Here is a 17,711-nt window from a genome sequence, read left to right on the forward strand (position 1 = left end):
GCCGCTCCTGTGTCTCGGGCCGGTCGCCGCGTCACGGCGCCGGGTCCGGTCGCTGCGTCCGGGCGCCGCGTCACGGTGCCGGATCGAGCAGGTCCGGGTCGGCGCTCAGGCGAGCCGGTGGGCCGGGGACTGGGTGAGGTTCGGATCGGTCTCGGGGAGGTCGCCGAGGACCTCGTCGATCCGGGCCTTCACGTCGGCCTCGAGGGTGACGCCCGCGGCCTTGACGTTCTCGGTGACCTGCTCGGGGCGGGAGGCCCCGATGATGGCCCCCGCCACGTTGTCGTTGCTGAGCACCCAGGCGACGGCCAGCTGCGCCGGGGTGAGACCGAGCTCCTCCGCGATCGGCAGCAGACCCTGGACGGCCGTGAGCACCTCATCGTTCAGGAAGCGCTTGATCATGTCGGCGCCGCCCTTCTCGTCCCGGGCGCGGGAGCCCTCGGGCGCCTCGGCGCCGGGCTTGTACTTGCCGGTGAGGATGCCCTGGGCGACCGGCGACCAGACGATCTGCGAGATGCCGAGCTCACGGGAGGTCGGCACGACGCGCTCCTCGATGACCCGCCACAGCATCGAGTACTGGGGCTGGTTCGAGATCAGCTGGATGCCCAGCTCCCGGGCGAGCTGGTGGCCGGCGCGCAGCTGGTCCGCGTTCCACTCCGAGACGCCGATGTAGAGGGCCTTGCCCGAATGGACGACGTCGGCGAAGGCCTGCATCGTCTCCTCGAGCGGGGTCGCGTAGTCGTAACGATGAGCCTGGTAGAGGTCGACGTAGTCGGTCTGCAAGCGACGCAGCGAGGCGTCGATCGACTCGCGGATGTGCTTGCGGGACAGGCCGGTGTCGTTGTGACCCTTCGGGCCCGTCGGGAAGTACACCTTGGTGAGGATCTCGAGCGATTCGCGCCGCTCGCCCTTCAGCGCCTCGCCGAGCACGACCTCGGCGGCGGTGTTCGCGTAGGTGTCCGCGGTGTCGAAGGTCGAGATGCCGGCGTCGAGCGCGGCGCGCACGCAGGCCCGGGCGCGGTCGTCCTCGACCTGGGAGGCGTGGGTGAGCCAGTTGCCGTAGATGATCTCGCTGATCTTGAGGCCGGAACGGCCGAGATGACGATGTTCCATCCCCCCACCCTAGAGGGCCGCTCTCGATGCCGTTCGGTGGCCTGCATCACAGGAAGCCCTACCGAGTGGTCCGCCCGCCGGGGCCGCCGACGCCCGCCTCCCGGGCGCTGCGGAGCAGCCAGCTTTCCGGTCCGAGCGCCCGCGCACGGTCGAGCCACCCCTCCCCCACCTCGCCCTCGAGGCGCTCGAGCTCCACCTCCCAGGCCCGACGCTGCGCAGGAGTTCCGAGGCGGCCGGCGCGCCGCAGGTGCCGTCGGCCGCGCTCGAGCGTTCGAGCCCGCAGCAGCCCGTCGCGCACCGCGCGGCGCCGTTCGTCGGCGGCCCACAGCGCGGCGGAGCGACGCGTGCGTCCCCAGCGCAGCACCAGGACCAGGACTCCCAGGCCCAGCGCCCCGGCGGCGAGACCCCAGCGGACCAGCGCTCCCTCCGGGAGGACGGCCCGGTCCGGCGCCGGGAGCAGGAGCAGGTGCACCGCGGCGTACAGCACCGCGACGCCGGTCAGCGCCGACAGCAGGGCGCCGGCCGCCCGCGTGCGCGGCGAGCGGGGGGCGAGCGCGGCACTCACCAGCGCGAGCACGGCGGCTCCGGCCAGCAGCGCCGGGGCCCAGCCCATGAGTTCCGCGAGATCGGGATCGGGAACGCGTCGGCTGGGCACCAGGACCACCGATCCCGCGAGGGCGAGCACCAGCTCCACGGACACGAGCACCCACCAGCCGGCCCGGGCACCGCGGCGCCCGAGCGAGCGGGCGTCGGCGTCGTCGGCGCGCAGGGCGTCGAGCCCCCCGTCCTCGGCGAGTCGTCGACGATCCACGGCGAGCCCCCTGACATCCCGCAACCACTGCGCGACGGGGTCATCGGCGACAGGTCCCGACGTCGCATCCGCATCGGCAGGCCCGCGCAGCGCCCGCTCGGCCGCGGCGCAGAGCAGCGCATCCTCGGCGGGCGGGATCCGGGAGGTCATGGCCGGACCGGCGCCCCGCCCCGGGACTCACGGGCGACCTGCCGCTGGGCGAGCAGGCGCAGGGCCGAGAGCAGCGGATCGGCGAGCACGGTGCCGAGCACCACGAGCCGCACCGCGTCGCCGGCGTCGCGCGGGACGGAGGAGAGCTCCTTCTCGGCGACCATCCGCATCGCGTCGGCGTAGACGTCGATGTCGTCCTCGCCGATCCCGAGGTCGACCGAATCGCAGGCATCCCAGGCACGGGCCAGCCGGTGCAGGATCGGATCACCCTCCGGCGCGAACCAGCCGCGCTCCTCGACCCAGCGACGGGCGCGATCGGTCGGAGGCTCCTCCGGCTCGGGCTTAACGCTCGCCACGACGACGACCTGCTGCGCGGTCGCGAGCACGTTGATCGGGGAGGGCTCGGCCCCGTCGAGCACCCCGACGATGCGCCGGATGCCCGCGATCGACAGCCCGCCCACCTCGAGCAGGGCGCGGATCAGCCGCAGCCGCTCGACGTGGGGGAGGTCGTACTCAGCGCTCGTGCGGGAGGTGAGCTGTCCGGGCGGGAGCAGGCCCTCGCGCAGGTAGAACTTGATGGTGCCGACGGGGACGCCGGTCTCCTCGGCCAACTCGGAGATCTTCATGCGCCTGCTTTCTGAACCGGCCGCGGTCGGGGGCCCGCGGTACGGAGTAGAACGGTACGGCTCCCGGGGCCGGGTGAGACACCGGGACACGCTGCGTGGTGGCCGGGCAGGCGGGCCAGAGTTACGCCTCACGAGGACGGATGCACGCCGAGGGCCCTGTTGCGATACATGAGGATCCCCGCGCGGGCGCCTCATCGACAGCCCACCACGTCCTCGCGGCCGGGGAGGATGGTCGAAGGTCCCCGGTCGTGGACTCGGTGCGGCCCCGAAAACTCCGCACACTGGGGCGAATAGCGCTCGGATTCCCCCAACTCTGCGGTGGTTTCCGGGGGACAGGGGACGGACGCCCGGGGTCGCCGCTGGATCTGCGCCCGGAAAATCAGGGGCGCCCGGCCGAGCGGTGCCGTAGGTTCGCCCGTGACCCGCGCGGCCGCGCCGTGGTGACCGATCCCAGGAGGCCCCCGTGCGAGAACTCGTCTACTTCGTCGCGGTGAGCCTCGATGGCTACATCGCCGGCCCCGAAGGCCAGTTCGACGCCTTCCTCGTCGAGGGCGATCACCTGGAGGGCATCCTCGCGGACTACCCCGACACGGTCCCCACCGACGCCGCCGCCCACCTCGGCATCGACCAGTCCGGCGGACGATTCAGCACCGTGCTGATGGGAGCGAACACGCATGCCGTCGGCCTGCCGGACATGCCCAGCCCCTACCGGCACCTCGAGCAGATCGTCGTCACCCACCGTGACCTGCCGGAGGCCGAGAACCTGCGCGTGACCGCCGAGGACCCGGTCGCGCTGGTGCAGGAGCTGAAGCGGCAAGAGGGCGGCGACATCTGGCTGTGCGGCGGTGGCCAGCTCGCGAGCCAGCTGCGGGCCGAGATCGACCGCCTCGTGCTCAAGCGCCAGCCGCTCCTCTTCGGCGACGGGATCCCCCTGTTCGCGCCCGGCGAGTACGCGCCGGAGCAGCTCGATCACGTGAGCACGCGGACCTTCGAGTCCGGGGTAAGCCTGACCGAGTTCGCGCGCCGACGCTGAGCGGAAACGGGGCGTCTGCCCGGCCCACGCGGCGGGCGTCCGTCGGCGAGGGGGATCTCGTCGGGTACGGGCGTGTGGCGGCGAGCGGGATCTCGTCGGGTACGGGCGTGTGGCGTTCCGGTACGGCTATATATCCGTAGTGGCACGCCACACGCCCGTACCCGACCATCCCGCCCGCCGGACGCCGGATCGAGCGGCGCGAGCCGATATCCGTCTCGCGAACACGAATGTCCGGGACGTGCCTGGTGGGCGTCGCGGGCCTCTTCCTACGCTCGTCGGACACGCATCACCGCCTGCTCCCCCTCGACGGAAGGTCGACGAAGACCACCCTCTCCCCCACCCGCACCGATCTGAACGCTCTCGCGGACTCCTACGACGAGCAGGGATTCGTGCTGGTCAAGGCCCTCCTGAACCCCGAGGAGGCCGCCGCGTACCGCGAGCGCAGCCACCGCCTGATCGCGTCCCTCGACCGCGGGGACCACCCCACCTGGGCGGCCGCAGCCGAGCAGTCGATGGGCCGCGCCACCTCGCTCCAGCACCTCCACGACGCCCAGTTCTACGATGCCGGCTTCACCCGGCTGCTCACCGATCCCCGGTTCACGGACGTGGCGGCGGCCGTGCTGCGCACCTCGGACGTGCAGCTGCACCACACCAAGCTGTTCATCAAGCCGCCGGAGAACGGTTCCCCGTTCCCGCCGCACCAGGACCACCCGCCACCGACCTATCCCACCCCGTCCCGCCCGCGCCACCGCTCCATCCCGCCCCGGCACGCCCCGCACCCGAAATACCCCCGCAGACTTGGGGGAATAGGAGCGCTATTCCCCCAAGTCTGCGGGGGTTTCTGGAGGGTTGACCGGGGTGGAGGGGCGGCGTCAGATCCCGTCCGTGGGCCCCTCCGCCGTCGGCGTCGTGCCCGCGACCGTCGGCGTCGCGCCGGCGGCCGCCGGGGTCTCCCCGGTGGCGGTGGCGGGCTTGTCGTGCACCGCGGCCTCCTCGTCGGGATCGACCCCGTCGGCGAACTGCGACCAGTAGAGCCGGTGGTACGCGCCCTCGGCGGCGAGCAGCTGCTCGTGCGAGCCGAGCTCGACGATGTCGCCGTGCTCCATCACGAGGATGACGTCCGCATCCCGGATCGTGGAGAGCCGGTGCGCGATGACGAAGCTGGTCCGGTCGGTGCGCAGCGCCGCCATCGCCTCCTGCACGAGCACCTCGGTGCGGGTGTCCACGGAACTGGTGGCCTCGTCGAGGATCAGCAGCGCGGGGTCGGCGAGGAAGGCGCGGGCGATCGTGATCAGCTGCCGTTCACCGGCGGAGACGTTCGCTCCCTCGTCCTCGATGACGGTGTCGTAGCCGTCGGGGAGGGTGTGCACGAAACGGTCCACGAAGGTGGCGCGCGCGGCGGCGACCACCTCCTCGTCGGTCGCGTCGAGCCGGCCGTAGCGGATGTTCTCCCGGATCGTGCCGCCGAAGAGCACCGCATCCTGGAGCACCATGCCCACCCGGGAGCGCACCGCCCCGCGGTCCAGGGCGCGGATGTCCACGCCGTCGAGCCGGATCTCGCCGGCGTCGATCTCGTAGAAGCGCATGATCAGGTTGACCAGGGTCGTCTTGCCGGCGCCGGTCGGGCCGACGATCGCGATGGTCTGCCCCGGCTCCGCGGTCAGCGACAGGTCCGTGATCAACGGCTTCTCGGGCGTGTAGGAGAAGGCGACGTGGTCGAACTCGATCCGGCCGCGGGTCGGCGCGGTGAGCTCCCGGCGTGCGATGCGGGTACCACCATCGGCCGCGCCGTCGCGCGCGACGATCTCCCCGTCGGCCTCCTGCTCCTCGGCGTCGAGCAGCTCGAAGATGCGCTCGGCCGAGGCCACACCGGAGATGAGCATGTTCGCCATGCCCGCCACCTCGCCCAGCGGCGCGTTGAACTCGCGCGAGTACTGGATGAAGGCGGTGACCTGGCCGAGGGACATCTGCCCGGAGGCGATCCGCAGACCGCCCACCACCGCGATGCCGACGTAGCCGAGATAGGTCACCCACTGCATGATCGGCATGATCATGCCCGAGTAGAACTGAGCCTTGAAGGATGCCTCCCACAGCTCCTCGTTGCGCTCGTCGAACTGCTCGCGCATCGAGTCCTGGCGGTCGAAGACGGTGACGAGGTCGTGCCCGGTGAAGGACTCCTCGACGTGCCCGTTCAGCCTGCCCGTGTTCCGCCACTGGGCGGTGAACAGCTTCTGGGACCTCGAGCCGATGATGCCGATGACCACGCCCGAGACCGGGAGGGCGATCAGGGCGATGAGCGCGAGCTGCCAGGACAGCCAGAACATCATCGCGGTGATCCCGAGGATCGTCAGCACCGCGTAGACCAGCGAGGCGAAGGCCTGCTGCAGCGCGGCCTGCACGTTGTCGACGTCGTTCGTGGTGCGGGAGAGCAGGTCGCCGCGCTGCCGGGTGTCGAAGTAGCTGAGCGGCAGACGGTTGACCTTCGCCTCGATCCGCTCGCGCAGCCCGTACACGATCCGCATCACGACGTCGTTCAGGAGCCGGCCCTGGAGCCAGTCGAACACGGCCGCGACCAGGTACATCCCCAGCACGATCAGCAGCAGGCGGCCGAGCGCGGCGAAGTCCACTCCGTCGCCGAGGAAGCCGTCGAAGATGACGTCCATGGCGTCGCCGAGGATCGAGGGCGCCCATACGGTGAGCACCGTCGAGAGGATCCCGAAGGCGAGCACCACGGTCAGCCCCAGTTTGTGGTCGCCGAAGGTGCCCATGAGGCGCAGCGCGGAGGGCCAGAAGGCTTTCGCCTTCCGCGGCGCGCCCTCTCCCCACTCGCTGCTCATCGAGTCCTGCATCTCCAGGATCTCCGCCTCGGTGAGCTCGGCGGACGCCGCTGACTCCTTCGCGGAGGTCTTCTTCTTCGCGCTCATGCCATCTCCTCCGCGGTGATCTGGGAGTCGACGATCTCCCGGTAGGTCTGCGAGCTCTCCAGCAGCTCCTCGTGGGTGCCGCGGCCGACGATGCGGCCTTCCTCGAGCACCAGGATCTGATCGGCCGAGGTGATGGTGGAGATGCGCTGGGCGACGATGATCGTGGTCGCCCCGCGGGTGTGCGCGGCGAGGCCCGCGCGGACCTTCCCGTCGGTGGTGACGTCGAGCGCCGAGAAGGAGTCGTCGAAGACGAAGACGCGCGGCGCGGCGACGAGGGTGCGGGCGATGCACAGCCGCTGCCGCTGCCCGCCGGAGACGTTGGTGCCGCCCTGGGAGACGGTCGATTCCAGGCCCGAGGCGACCGCATCGCCCTCGCCGGTGGTGCGCTCGCGCACGAAGTCGGCGCCCTGCGCGACCTCGAGCGCCTCCCACAGTGCGGCATCGTCCGCCGACGGGTCGCCGAAGCGCAGGTTGTGGGCGATCGTGCCGGAGAACAGGTACGGCTTCTGGGGCACGAGGCCGACGGCTCTCGAGATGTCCGCGCGGGCCAGGTCGGTGACCGGCACGCCGTTCAGCAGGACTTGGCCACTGGTCGCGTCATGCAGCCGCGGGATGAGGTTGACCAGGGTGGTCTTGCCCGCACCGGTCGAGCCGATGATCGCGGTGGTGCGGCCGGCCTCGGCGGTGAAGGAGACGCCGTCGAGCACGGGCGACTCGGCGCCGGGGTAGGCGAAGGTGACCTGGCGGAACTCGACGGTGACTCCCCCGTCGGCCCCTGGCAGCGGCGACGGCGCGGCGGGCTCGAGCAGCGTCGGCGCGGTGTCGAGCACCTCGCCGATGCGCCGTGCGGAGATGATCGCGCGCGGGAACATCATGAACATGAAGGTGCCCATCATGACGGCCATGAGGATCTGCAGCAGGTACTGCATGAACGCCGTCAGCGCGCCCACCTCGACGAGCCCTGCGTCCACGCGGTGACCGCCGAACCAGAGCACCGCGGCGGTCGCGAGGTGAAGCACGACCGTGATCGCCGGGCCCATGATCACGAACAGCCGACCGATCCGCACCGAGGTGTCGGTGAGCACGGCGTTCGCGTCGCGGAAGCGCGCGGTCTCGTGCTCCTCGCGGACGAAGGCGCGCACCACGCGGATGCCCATGATCTGCTCGCGCATCACGCCGTTGATCGCGTCGATGTTGTCCTGCATCCGCTGGAACAGCGGCATCAGGCGCACCACCAGGACGCCCACGATGAGCATCAGCACCGGCACCGACACCCACACGAGCCAGGACAGCCCGGGGTCCTCCTGGATCGCCATGATGATCCCGCCGATCGACATGATCGGCACCATGACCATGAAGTTCAGCGCCATCAGCACCAGCATCTGCACCTGCTGGACGTCGTTCGTGGCGCGAGTGATGAGGGTCGGCGCGCCGTAGCGGCCCATCTCCTCCGTCGAGAAGCGGTCCACCCGCGTGTAGACGGAGCGGCGGATGTCCCGGCCGACGCCCATCGCGGTCCGGGCACCGAACCACACCGAGGCGATCGCGGTGATGACCTGCACGATCGCGACGATCAGCATGATCCCGCCGACGCGCCAGATGTAGTCGGTATCCCCCGTGGCGACGCCGTTGTCGATGATGTCGGCGTTGAGGCTCGGCAGGTAGAGGGTGGCGAGCACCGTCGCGAGCTGCAGCACGGCGACGGCGAGCACGTGGGGGACGTAGGGGCGCAGATGGCGCCGGAGCAGAGTCCAGAGCATGAGGTGGTCTCCCGAACAGGGGGCGGTGCGGCCCGGCCGACGGGGTGAGCGACCGGGTTCTCGTCGGAGCGTAGGACGGGGTGAGGACGGATCCTGTCCTCGAGGGGGCCGACGGGGTCGTGGGCCAAGTGATCGGCGGGGCGTGGGCCGGACCTGCCGGGGCCCGAGGTGACGGGCACTGCCGGAGCGGGACCGCTGGTCGCAGCAGGCGCTCAGGCGGGCAGGGCCGCTCCGAGAAGCAATCCTCCCCCGAGCATGCCGCTCAACGCACCCGACTTTCGGCCATCGCGGCTGAGATCCGAGGCACCTGGGCGTACCCGCGACACCGGGTTCGACCGGTCAGATCCGGGCGCACCGAGCGGGCCGGATCGCGCGATACTGGAGGCTCCACTCGCGGAAGGACGGCCATGACCACGAGGACCCTGCTGGTGGGCTGCGGGCGCCTGGGCCTGCGGGTGGGCGAGCTGCTGCTCGCTGATCAGGATGAGAGAGGTCGTCACGAGGTCCTCGGGCTGCGCCGCGACCCGAGCTCCCTGCCGCCGGGGTTCGTGCCCGTCGCCGCCGATCTCTCCGCCGCCCTCCCCACCCCGCTGCCGAGGGTCGACGCCATGGTCATCACCCTCACCCCGTCGGCCGCCCCGAGCTATCGCGAGCCTCTCGCGCATCTCGCGGCCGCGCTCCCCGAGATCCCTCGGCGCACGGTGTTCGTCTCCTCCACCCGGGTCCTCGAGGGGTACGACGCCACGCGTCCGCTCACCGAGGCCGATCCCGCCCGGCCGCGCTCCGACCGCGCCCGCGTGCTGATCGAGGGCGAGGAGACGGCGCGCGAGCTGTTCAGCGCGGTGATCCTGCGCCCGGCGGGGATCTACGGCCCCGGCCGGGACCGTCTGATCCGGACCGTCCTCGCGGGGCGCCCGGTCGAGCACGGTCGTCGGACGAACCGGATCCACGAGGCCGATCTCGCCCGTGCGATCCTCGCGCTGCTGTCCTCGCCCGCACCGCCGGCGCTGCTCCATGCGACGGACGGCGCACCTGCCCTGCTCGGAGAGGTCGTCACGCATCTCGCGCAGCAACTCGGAGTGCCCGCCCCGCCGCGCACGTCACCGGATCCCGGAGCAGGCACCGTGCTGGAGGCGACCGCGCTTCACGAGCTGCTGGGCGAGCTCGAGTTCCCGGACTTCCGGGCGGGGTACGACGCGATGCTCTGAACGCGGGCGTTCAGCCGGTCACCACGTGCGCGACGATCGGCAGCGTCACCGTCATCGCCAGGGCGTTCAGCACCATCGCGGCGCTCGACCAGCCGCCGGAGACCATCGACTCCCCCAGCACCCGCGAGGTGCCGATGCCGTGGGAGGTCAGACCGATCGCGAAGCCGCGCGCCCGCTCGTCCCGCACCCGGGCGAGGCTCAGCAGCGTCGGCCCGAGCACCGCGCCGAGGATCCCCGAGACGATCGTGAGCACCACCGCGAGCGGGGCGGAGGCCGCGAGCTGCTCGGCGAGGGTGAGCGCGACCGGGGCCGTGACGGAGCGGGGCAGCGCCGCCAGCAGGATCTCCGTCGGCGCCCCGACCAGCCGCATCGCGCCGATCGTCACGCCGAGGCTCACCACCGCCCCGACCACGAGGGCGGCGAGCACGGCCGGGGCGGCGCTCAGCAGCGCGCGGCCGCTGGCGAGCAGCGGCAGGGCGAGGGCGACCGTCGCTGGCCCAAGCAGCACGGTCAGCACCGTGACCTGCTCGAGGTACTCGGCATACTCCAACCCGGTGACCTGCAGCACGGCCGCCACCACCACGACGGTGACGAGCACGGGGGTGCACAGAGGATTCCGCCCCGACCGGGCATGCAGCCACAGCGAGACCAGATAGGTGGTGAGGGTCAGCGCGAGCCCGAAGACGCTCTGATGGATGATCTGGTCGATCACGCGCCCTCCGTCCCCGGCTCGGCCGACGGGACCGGTCCGCCCCCCGTCGGCGAGGCCCCGCCGGCCGCGGCCCGTCGGCGATCGCCCCACCTCAGGAGCGCCTGCAGCACGTGCCCCACCGCGATCAGCGCGAGCACGAACGAGCCGCCGACGGCGAGGGCGATCGCGGGTGCCTCCTCGGCGATCGTCTGCAGCTCGACGATCACCCCCACCCCGGGCGGGACGAACAGCAGTTGGAGATGCTTCAGCAGCAGGGCGCCCCCAGGCTCGGCGAGGCGGGCGACCACCGCCGTCGGCCGCAGCAGACCGAGCACGAGCAGCAGCACCAGCCCGAGGACCACCCCGGGCACCGGGAGGTCGAGGAGCGCGGCGAGGCTCAGGCCGGCGAGCTGGGCGAGCACGAGGACGACGAGCCCCAGGAGCACGGGCGGCAGGTCGGCGACGCGGGTCATCCGGTCACGGTATCGCCCGGGAGGGCAGACTCGACCTCATGTCCTTCCCGCTGCGCACCGCCCGCCTCGAGATCCGTCCCTTCACGGAGGCCGACGTCGATGCCGCCCATCGCGTCTACGGCGACGCCGAGGTGATGCGGTGGGTGGGCGAGGGCCGGCCGGTGACGCGGGAGGAGACGGCGGCGATGCTGCGCGGCTACGTCGAGCACCAGGCCGAGCACGGGTACGCCTTCTGGGCGGTGGTCGAGCGCGGCACTGGCGAGCTGATCGGCGACGCCGGGCTCGAGCACGCGGAGCACGGCCTCGAACTCGGTTACACGCTCGCCCGTCCTGCCTGGGGTCGGGGTCTGGCGACCGAGGCGGCGCGCGCGGTGGTCGACGCGGCCCGGGGTCCGCTGCGCCGTGACCGTCTCGTCGCGCTCGCGGACGTGCAGAATCCCGGTTCAACCCGCGTGCTCGAGAAGGTCGGTTTCACGCCCGGACTGGTCGTGACCGCCTACGGCCGACCGCACCGCCGCTTCGCCCTGGACCTGCGCTCGGCCGAGGCCCTCAGCCCGCCGGCGTCGTGACCGGCCCGTGGACCCAGCCGCCGCCCTCCCGTCGGTAGCCGATGCGCACGTGCCGGCGGTCCTGCCGCGACTGGGTGAACTCCCACCACTCCGGCTGCAGCGCATAGACCTGCCAGTCCGGGTTCGGTGCGCCGTCGTAGGTGGGGCGGGCGCGCCAGTCCGCCTGCGAGGTCTCTTCGTCGAGTGCGACGACCTCGCCGCCGACCTGCACCTGCCGCCCGCTCTCGCGCCAGAAGAAGGTCATCGCGGCGCGCGAGTCGGCGGAGAGCTGCTCGCCCTTGCGCGAGCTGCGGTGGGTGGAGACGTGCAGCCCGCGCTCGTCGAGGTCCTTGAGGATCAGGGTGCGGCCGACGGGGGCTCCGTCGGCGAGGGTCTGGAAGGTCAGGGCGTGCGGCTGCCGGGCGCCGGAGGCGATCGCGTCCTCAAGCCAGGCCAGCAGCAGCGCGGCCGGGTCGGCGGGGACGGCCACCGGGTCGAGGGTGGGCATCTCCTCAGGGAAACCGGGCAGGGCTCGGAGGCGGGCGGCGAGATCGCTCATGCCGGCCATCCTCGCACCGCCTGCGCCGCGAACGATGACCTGTCGCCTGCGCCACGAGCGATGGCCTGTTTCTCAACCATTTCCAGGCCGGAAGTGGTTGAGAAACAGGCCATCGGGGCGGTGCCGGGTCAGGCGAACCAGAAAACGGGGCGGCTGGGCAACCGGGCAGCGGGGCAACATGGCAGAAGGGCCGTCAGACCCACCACAGCCGACGGCCCGACCCACCCGCTGACCCTCAGCCCAGGAAGATCCCGTTGCCGGGGCCGAGCGGCAGGTCCGCGACGAAGAACACCGCGAGGATGAGGGTCCAGACGATCCAGAACGGGACCACGAAGGGCAGCATGCGCGCCATCAGCGTGCCGAGACCCGCGCCCGGCTCGTACTTCCGCAGCATCCCGAGGAGCACGATCATGTACGGATTCATCGGGGTGATGACCTGCGTCGCGGAGTCGCCCACGCGGAAGGCGGCCTGCGTGAACGCCGGCTCGTACCCGAGCAGCGCGAACATCGGCACGAACACGGCGGCCATGATCGCCCACATGCCCGAGCCGGAGATGATGAACAGGTTCAGGCAGCTTGCCAGCAGGATGAAGCCGAGCACGGCCGGGAAGCCGGTCAGCCCGATGCCCTCGAGGCCCGCCGCGCCGGTCACGGCGATCCAGGTGCCGATCCCCGACCAGTTGAACAGGGCGATGAAGTTGCCGAGGATGAAGGCGAGCACCACGAAGGGGAGCATCTCCTTGAGCGAATCGGTCATCATCCGCACGGCATCGCGGGTGCTGCGCAGGGTGCCGGTGACCACGCCGTACGCCGTGCCGAGCACGATGAAGTACGCGACCACGATGAACACGATCGAGCTCAGCAGCGGAGACTTCGGCAGGAAGCCGCCCTCCTCGTTCCGCCAGGGCGAGTCCGGCAGGAGGAACGCGATGAGGAACGCCGCCGTGAGGGCCACGGCTGAGAGCACCGCCACCAGCAGACCGCGGTTCTCGGTGGGGCTGAGCTTGGCGCGCATCTGCTCGACGTCGTCGCCGGCGCCGTTCTCGGAGTCGTCGGTCTCGACCTGGTCCCGGCTGATGCCCTGACGGTTCAGGCGCGGCTCGAGGATCCGGTCGATGATGAAGCCCGCCACGACGCCGAGCACGAGCGAGGAGGCGATGTTGAAGAACCAGTTCGACACCGGGTTGACCGGTGTGGTCTCGAGGCCCGGGAGGGCGCCCATCACCGAGGTGGTGATGCCGGCGAAGAGGGCGTCGAGCGAGGTCGGGAAGATGTTCGTGGAGTAGCCGGCGCCGGCCGCGGCGAATCCGCCCAGCAGGCCCGCGACGGGGTGGCGCCCCGCGGCCTTGAACACCAGGGCGGCCAGCGGGGGGACGACCACGAAGGCGGAGTCGGCCATGATCGAGGAGCCCACGCCGACGAAGCCGACCACGTAGGGCAGCAGCCACGCCGGCGAGGAGCCGAACAGCTTGCGGATCGCGGCGGCGAGCAGGCCCGAGTGCTGGGCGATGCCGATCGCGAGCAGGATCGGCAGCACCGTCACCAGCGGCGGGAAGCCGATGTAGTTCTCGCCCAGCGTGGTGGTCAGCCAGGTCAGGCCCTCCCCGGTGAACAGGCCCTTGATCACGGTGGGCTCGTCGCTGCCGGGCACCGTCACGACCACGCCCGCCCACGCCATCGCCGTGGAGACGATGCCGGTGACGGCGAAGAGGATCAGGAACAGCATGAAGGGCTCGGGCAGCTTGTTCCCGGCCGTCTCGACGCCGTTGAGGAGGCGGTCGGTGAGGCTGCTGCGCGGGCGGGTGGTCGCGTCGCTCATGGGGACTCCAGTAGGGCATGGGGAGAGGTCCGACGGGGGATCGGGGGGCGGGTCAGTCGAAGTAGGCGGGGACGTCGATCGCCCCGCCGGCCTGCGCGAACTCCTCCGCGGCAGCCTGGGCGAGCTCGGGGTCGTGGAGGGCGTCGAGCACGGTGGCGGCGAGTCCGTAGGCCCCGTCGGCCGCGGCGGAGCGGGCCTCGTCGGAGACCGCCCAGGCCGCGAACTCGCGCGTGTGGAGGGCGATCTCGGCGGGGGCGATACGGATCAGCGGGTGGATGCCGGGGATCCGGTAGGAGACGTTGCCGAAGTCGGTGGACGCGGCGAGCGACGGGGAGACCACACCCAGGGGCAGCGGGTCGCGGCCGCGGCGGCGCTGGGCGAGGACCCAGCGGCCGGTGAGCGCCTCGTTGGTGCGCACGGGCAGGCTCGGCGGGTGCTCGTCCCAGTCGATGCTGACGCCGACGCCAGCCATGAGCGCCGCGCCGCGGGCCACGTCCTCGACGCGACGGGAGAGGTCCTTGAGGGTCTCGGGCCGCTGCGAGCGCACGTAGAGATCCAGGCGCGCCCGGTCGGGGATGACGCTGGCTCGCTCGCCGCCCTCGCGGATCACGGCGTGGATGCGGTCCGACGGCGGGGTCTGCTGCCGCATCAGCCCGATGCCCTGGTACATGAGGCTCGCGGCGTCGAGGGCGTTACGTCCCATGAACGGCTGGGCGGAGGCGTGGGCGGTGTGGCCGTGGAACTCGACGGTGAGGGTGCGTCGGCCCAGCCACACCTGGTCGGCGAGGTCGTAGCCGCCGTAGGGGTGGGCCATGACGGCCCCGTCGAGGCCCTCGAAGGCGCCCTCGCGGGCCATGTGCTCCTTGCCGGTGTGGCCCTCCTCGGCGGGGGTGCCGAGGAAGACGACCCGTCCGGGCACGGCCGACGGGTCCTGCTTCGCCAGCTCGGCGAGGGCCAGGAAGGCGCCGAGGCCCATCACGGCGATGACGTTGTGGCCGCAGCCGTGGCCGACGCCGGGCAGGGCGTCGTACTCGGAGAGGATGGCGAAGGTCGGGACATCGGCGGCGGAACCGTCGGCCACCCCGGCCCTCGTCGGCGCCGGGATCTCCGCGCGGACCGCGGTGGCGAGGCCGTGCGCCCCCACCTGCGCCTCGATCCCGTGCGCTGCGAGCACGGCGGCGATCGCGGCGGCGGAGCGGTGCTCCTCGAAGGCGACCTCGGGGTGCTCCCCCAGGTCGAGCATCAGCGCGGCCATCTCCTCGGCGCCCTCCGCGACCCGCTGCTCGAGCCGATCGTGCAGCGCCTCGGGAGCGCCGGCGAAGGCGGAGCCCGGATGGGCCGACTGCCGCATCGCCACCTCCCGCTCCTCGTCGAGCTGGTCGAGATAGGCGGTGGACACCTCGGAATGCTGGGGCGTCCCGGCCCCGGTGTTCGTGGTCGACATGCGCCCGACGGTACGACATCGCGTCACGTCCTCGGCCCCGTTCCCTCCCGTTCCAGCGCGCACGGCCGAGGGAGACGCGAGTACCGGCCGACGGGGGAAGCAGGTGCCGACGGACGGCAACGGGGACGGACCGACTGTCGGCCGGTACGATTGCCCCCTGCGGAGCGCGGCGATCCCGTCCCCGCATCGTCGACCTCGCAGTGGCGCGACCACCCTCCGCGCCCCGCGTGCCCCACCGCGACAGCGGCCGTCGGCCCTCTCCGTCGTCCCCCGACGACCCGTCCTCTGCGCCCCCGCGCGCGACTCCCCGGAGGCCCTCCTCGTGAACGCTTCGACCCCCGCACCGGCCGGGACCCGCCGCGCAGACCGCGGCGCGTTCTCCGGACGCACCGCCTTCATCTTCGCCGCCATCGGCTCCGCCGTCGGCCTCGGCAACATCTGGCGCTTCCCCGCCGTCGCCTACGACAACGGCGGCGGCGCCTTCATCCTGCCGTACCTGGTCGCGCTGCTGACCGCCGGCATCCCCCTGCTGTTCCTCGACTACGCGATCGGCCACCGCTGGCGCGGCTCGGCCCCCGCGGCCTGGCGCCGCTTCCGCCGCTGGACCGAGTTCATCGGCTGGTGGCAGGTGCTGATCGCCCTGATCATCGCCCTCTACTACGCGCTGATCCTCGCCTGGGCCACGAACTACACGATCTTCTCCCTCGACCAGCGGTGGGACTCCCACGCCGAGGGGGCGGCCGGCTTCTTCGGCGAGTACACCCGGGCGCTCGGCGGCCCGGACGTCACGGTCGCCTTCGACTACGTGCCCGCCGTGCTGATCTCGATGATCGTGGTGTGGGTCGCGGTGATCGCAGTGATGGCGCTCGGCGTGCAGAAGGGCATCGCCGGGGCCTCGGTCATCTTCATCCCGCTGCTCGTGGTGATGTTCCTGATCCTGGTGGTCCGCTCGCTGTTCCTGCCCGGCGCCTTCGCGGGCCTGGACGCGTTCTTCCGCCCGAACTGGGAGGCGCTGCTGCACCCGGGCGTGTGGATCGCCGCCTACGGTCAGATCTTCTTCTCACTGTCCGTGGCCTTCGGCATCATGCTCACCTACTCCTCGTATCTGAAGAAGCGGACCGACCTCACCGGCTCCGGCCTGGTGGTGGGCTTCGCGAACTCGAGCTTCGAGATCCTCGCCGGCATCGGCGTGTTCTCGGCGCTGGGCTTCATGGCGCAGGCGCAGGGCGTCGCGGTCGACGAGGTGGTCGCCTCCGGCATCGGCCTCGCCTTCATCGCCTTCCCGACGATCATCTCCGAGGCCCCCGCGGGCGCGCTGATCGGCGTGCTCTTCTTCGGCTCGCTCGTGCTCGCCGGCTTCACGTCGCTGATCTCGATCGTCGAGGTGATCATCGCCGCGGTCCAGGACAAGTTCGGCCTGGGCCGCATCTCCTCGACCCTCTGGGTGTGCATCCCGGTCGCGGTCGTCTCCACCGTCCTGTTCGCCACGACGATGGGCCTGCCGCTGCTCGACGTCATGGACAAGTGGGCCAACGAGTACGGCATCGTCGCGGCGGCACTGGTGTCCTCGCTGATCGTCGCCTACGTGGTGCGCGGCATGCCGACGCTCCGCGACCACCTCAACGTCCGCGGCACCTTCCGCATCGGCCGCTGGTGGTACGCGTGCGTGGCGATCATCGCCCCGCTCGTGCTCGGCGTCTCCCTCGTGGGCGGCACGATCTCGCTGGTCACCAGCGGCACGACCTACTCCGAGTACCCGGGGTGGTTCAACCTGGTGTTCGGCTGGCTGATGGCGATCGGCCTGATCGTGCTCGCGGTGGTGCTGTCGCTGATCCCGTGGCCGGCCCGCTCGAACCTGCACAAGGACGACTCCGACGGCGACCCGATCGCCCCCGAGGTCGTCGCCGGCAAGGGCCTCGAGATGCGGCCCGACGCGAAGACCCCGCACGAGCTCCGCTCCCCCGGGCGCTGAGGGCGTTGCCGCGCCGGGGCCCGTTCCGGGTCCGGCGCGGCGCCCCCGGCTCCGCCCGCCTCGTCCACCCGTCGATCCACCTCCCGCCCGGCCCGCCGGGCTCGTCCCTCAGGAGGACCCCATGTCCGCATCCGCCATCATCATGATGATCATCGCGATCGTCACCGTCTGGGGCGGCCTCGCTGCCGCCGTCGTCAACCTCTCCCGCCACCCCGAGGCCCCGGAGGACTGACCCTCCCTGGGGCCGGCCGCCTCGGAGGAACCTGTCGACTACTGGCGCAGGGCGTACCGGTATGCCTATATAGCCGTAGTGGTACGCCCTGCGCCAGTACCTGACCATGGCCCCGGGAGGGGCGGCCTGGGCAGCCCCCGCTCAGCCCCCTTCACCCTTGCCCGCCCCGCTCGCCCCGCGTCACCCACGCTCAACCCCGCAGACTGGGGGGAATGGGACGCGAATTCCCCCCAGTGTGTGGAGGTTCCGCGGCAGCACCGTCGCCAGGGCGGGCGCGGCACGGGCGGCTCGTCGCGGGCGGGCGCGCCCAGAGCGAGATGGCCCAGGCGGCCCGGCCGCGGCGCGGCGCGG

At 71.8% G+C, this 17,711-nt stretch carries 15 protein-coding genes and 1 pseudogene; 6 read left to right on the top strand and 10 right to left on the bottom strand.

Going from position 1 to position 17,711, the window contains the following annotated elements; all coding sequences use genetic code 11:
- Nucleotides 1–105: 105 nt before the first annotated feature.
- The 3 genes from ACZCAH_RS15130 to ACZCAH_RS15140 are packed head-to-tail and all read right to left on the bottom strand — an operon-like array spanning nt 106 to nt 2,697.
- Nucleotides 106–1,110 carry an aldo/keto reductase family protein gene (locus ACZCAH_RS15130; protein WP_464341876.1) on the bottom strand — a complete coding sequence of 335 codons (1,005 nt, stop codon included), beginning with the start codon at nt 1,108–1,110 and terminating at the stop codon, nt 106–108.
- 58 nt (nt 1,111–1,168) lie between these two features.
- Complete coding sequence (locus ACZCAH_RS15135) at nt 1,169–2,071, bottom strand: hypothetical protein (protein WP_464341877.1); 903 nt, start codon at nt 2,069–2,071, stop codon at nt 1,169–1,171.
- Entirely contained in the window at nt 2,068–2,697 is a 630-nt protein-coding gene (locus tag ACZCAH_RS15140; protein ID WP_464341878.1) for a MerR family transcriptional regulator, read from the bottom strand. The genes ACZCAH_RS15135 and ACZCAH_RS15140 overlap by 4 nt, the downstream gene beginning before the upstream one ends.
- A 463-nt stretch (nt 2,698–3,160) precedes the next feature.
- On the opposite strand from ACZCAH_RS15140, the gene ACZCAH_RS15145 reads away from it, so the two are divergent.
- Together ACZCAH_RS15145 and ACZCAH_RS15150 are read left to right on the top strand one after the other, a co-directional pair.
- A complete protein-coding gene (locus tag ACZCAH_RS15145) occupies nt 3,161–3,730 on the top strand; it encodes a dihydrofolate reductase family protein (protein ID WP_464341879.1) in 570 nt (189 codons plus the stop codon).
- A gap of 227 nt (nt 3,731–3,957) precedes the next feature.
- Nucleotides 3,958–4,431: pseudogene (locus tag ACZCAH_RS15150) on the top strand (phytanoyl-CoA dioxygenase family protein); the annotation flags it as partial.
- A 171-nt stretch (nt 4,432–4,602) separates the two neighbouring features.
- Here the strand turns inward: ACZCAH_RS15150 and ACZCAH_RS15155 are convergent.
- Both ACZCAH_RS15155 and ACZCAH_RS15160 read right to left on the bottom strand, forming a co-directional pair.
- Nucleotides 4,603–6,654, bottom strand: coding sequence for an ABC transporter ATP-binding protein (locus ACZCAH_RS15155; protein ID WP_464341880.1), 2,052 nt, complete (start codon nt 6,652–6,654; stop codon nt 4,603–4,605).
- A complete protein-coding gene (locus ACZCAH_RS15160; protein WP_464341881.1) occupies nt 6,651–8,414 on the bottom strand; it encodes an ABC transporter ATP-binding protein in 1,764 nt (587 codons plus the stop codon). The genes ACZCAH_RS15155 and ACZCAH_RS15160 overlap by 4 nt, the downstream gene beginning before the upstream one ends.
- 407 nt (nt 8,415–8,821) lie before the next feature.
- On the opposite strand from ACZCAH_RS15160, the gene ACZCAH_RS15165 reads away from it, so the two are divergent.
- Nucleotides 8,822–9,622, top strand: coding sequence for a Rossmann-fold NAD(P)-binding domain-containing protein (locus tag ACZCAH_RS15165; protein ID WP_464341882.1), 801 nt, complete (start codon nt 8,822–8,824; stop codon nt 9,620–9,622).
- Between the two features lie 10 nt (nt 9,623–9,632).
- Here ACZCAH_RS15165 and ACZCAH_RS15170 read toward each other — a convergent pair whose 3' ends face one another.
- Both ACZCAH_RS15170 and ACZCAH_RS15175 read right to left on the bottom strand, forming a co-directional pair.
- Nucleotides 9,633–10,334, bottom strand: a complete 702-nt coding sequence (locus ACZCAH_RS15170) for an LrgB family protein (RefSeq protein WP_464341883.1) — start codon at nt 10,332–10,334, stop codon at nt 9,633–9,635.
- On the bottom strand, nt 10,331–10,786 hold the full coding sequence (locus ACZCAH_RS15175; RefSeq protein WP_464341884.1) for a CidA/LrgA family protein: 456 nt from the start codon (nt 10,784–10,786) through the stop codon (nt 10,331–10,333). Before ACZCAH_RS15175 ends, ACZCAH_RS15170 begins: the two co-directional genes overlap by 4 nt.
- Nucleotides 10,787–10,824: 38 nt before the next feature.
- Here ACZCAH_RS15175 and ACZCAH_RS15180 point away from each other — a divergent pair, with 38 nt between their 5' ends.
- Nucleotides 10,825–11,355, top strand: coding sequence for a GNAT family N-acetyltransferase (locus tag ACZCAH_RS15180; RefSeq protein ID WP_464341885.1), 531 nt, complete (start codon nt 10,825–10,827; stop codon nt 11,353–11,355).
- On the opposite strand, the gene ACZCAH_RS15185 is transcribed toward ACZCAH_RS15180, so the two are convergent.
- The 3 genes from ACZCAH_RS15185 to ACZCAH_RS15195 all read right to left on the bottom strand — a co-directional run bounded on the left by ACZCAH_RS15185 (nt 11,336) and on the right by ACZCAH_RS15195 (nt 15,156).
- Nucleotides 11,336–11,893 carry a pyridoxine/pyridoxamine 5'-phosphate oxidase gene (locus ACZCAH_RS15185; RefSeq protein WP_464341886.1) on the bottom strand — a complete coding sequence of 186 codons (558 nt, stop codon included), beginning with the start codon at nt 11,891–11,893 and terminating at the stop codon, nt 11,336–11,338. The two genes, ACZCAH_RS15180 and ACZCAH_RS15185, sit on opposite strands and share 20 nt — an antisense overlap.
- A gap of 235 nt (nt 11,894–12,128) precedes the next feature.
- The gene (locus ACZCAH_RS15190) at nt 12,129–13,712 is read right to left on the bottom strand and encodes an AbgT family transporter (protein WP_464341887.1); all 1,584 of its coding nucleotides are present in this window, start codon (nt 13,710–13,712) and stop codon (nt 12,129–12,131) included.
- A 52-nt stretch (nt 13,713–13,764) separates the two neighbouring features.
- Nucleotides 13,765–15,156 (bottom strand): M20 family metallopeptidase, encoded by a 1,392-nt coding sequence (locus ACZCAH_RS15195; protein ID WP_464341888.1) that lies wholly within the window; start codon nt 15,154–15,156, stop codon nt 13,765–13,767.
- A 322-nt stretch (nt 15,157–15,478) separates the two neighbouring features.
- Between ACZCAH_RS15195 and ACZCAH_RS15200 the strand changes: the two genes are divergently transcribed.
- Both ACZCAH_RS15200 and ACZCAH_RS15205 read left to right on the top strand, forming a co-directional pair.
- A complete protein-coding gene (locus ACZCAH_RS15200) occupies nt 15,479–17,128 on the top strand; it encodes a sodium-dependent transporter (protein ID WP_464341889.1) in 1,650 nt (549 codons plus the stop codon).
- A 121-nt stretch (nt 17,129–17,249) separates the two neighbouring features.
- The gene (locus ACZCAH_RS15205) at nt 17,250–17,360 is read left to right on the top strand and encodes a methionine/alanine import family NSS transporter small subunit (protein WP_464341890.1); all 111 of its coding nucleotides are present in this window, start codon (nt 17,250–17,252) and stop codon (nt 17,358–17,360) included.
- Nucleotides 17,361–17,711 lie beyond the last annotated feature (351 nt).

Source organism: Brachybacterium sp. B718/18 (genome assembly GCF_055454375.1).

Coding starts and splice junctions, on each gene's coding strand:
- ACZCAH_RS15130 (WP_464341876.1), bottom strand. CDS start 1,110: ATGGAACATCGTCATCTCGGCCGTTCCGGCCTCAAGATCAGCGAGATC.
- ACZCAH_RS15135 (WP_464341877.1), bottom strand. CDS start 2,071: ATGACCTCCCGGATCCCGCCCGCCGAGGATGCGCTGCTCTGCGCCGCG.
- ACZCAH_RS15140 (WP_464341878.1), bottom strand. CDS start 2,697: ATGAAGATCTCCGAGTTGGCCGAGGAGACCGGCGTCCCCGTCGGCACC.
- ACZCAH_RS15155 (WP_464341880.1), bottom strand. CDS start 6,654: ATGAGCGCGAAGAAGAAGACCTCCGCGAAGGAGTCAGCGGCGTCCGCC.
- ACZCAH_RS15160 (WP_464341881.1), bottom strand. CDS start 8,414: ATGCTCTGGACTCTGCTCCGGCGCCATCTGCGCCCCTACGTCCCCCAC.
- ACZCAH_RS15165 (WP_464341882.1), top strand. CDS start 8,822: ATGACCACGAGGACCCTGCTGGTGGGCTGCGGGCGCCTGGGCCTGCGG.
- ACZCAH_RS15175 (WP_464341884.1), bottom strand. CDS start 10,786: ATGACCCGCGTCGCCGACCTGCCGCCCGTGCTCCTGGGGCTCGTCGTC.
- ACZCAH_RS15180 (WP_464341885.1), top strand. CDS start 10,825: ATGTCCTTCCCGCTGCGCACCGCCCGCCTCGAGATCCGTCCCTTCACG.
- ACZCAH_RS15185 (WP_464341886.1), bottom strand. CDS start 11,893: ATGAGCGATCTCGCCGCCCGCCTCCGAGCCCTGCCCGGTTTCCCTGAG.
- ACZCAH_RS15190 (WP_464341887.1), bottom strand. CDS start 13,712: ATGAGCGACGCGACCACCCGCCCGCGCAGCAGCCTCACCGACCGCCTC.
- ACZCAH_RS15195 (WP_464341888.1), bottom strand. CDS start 15,156: ATGTCGACCACGAACACCGGGGCCGGGACGCCCCAGCATTCCGAGGTG.
- ACZCAH_RS15205 (WP_464341890.1), top strand. CDS start 17,250: ATGTCCGCATCCGCCATCATCATGATGATCATCGCGATCGTCACCGTC.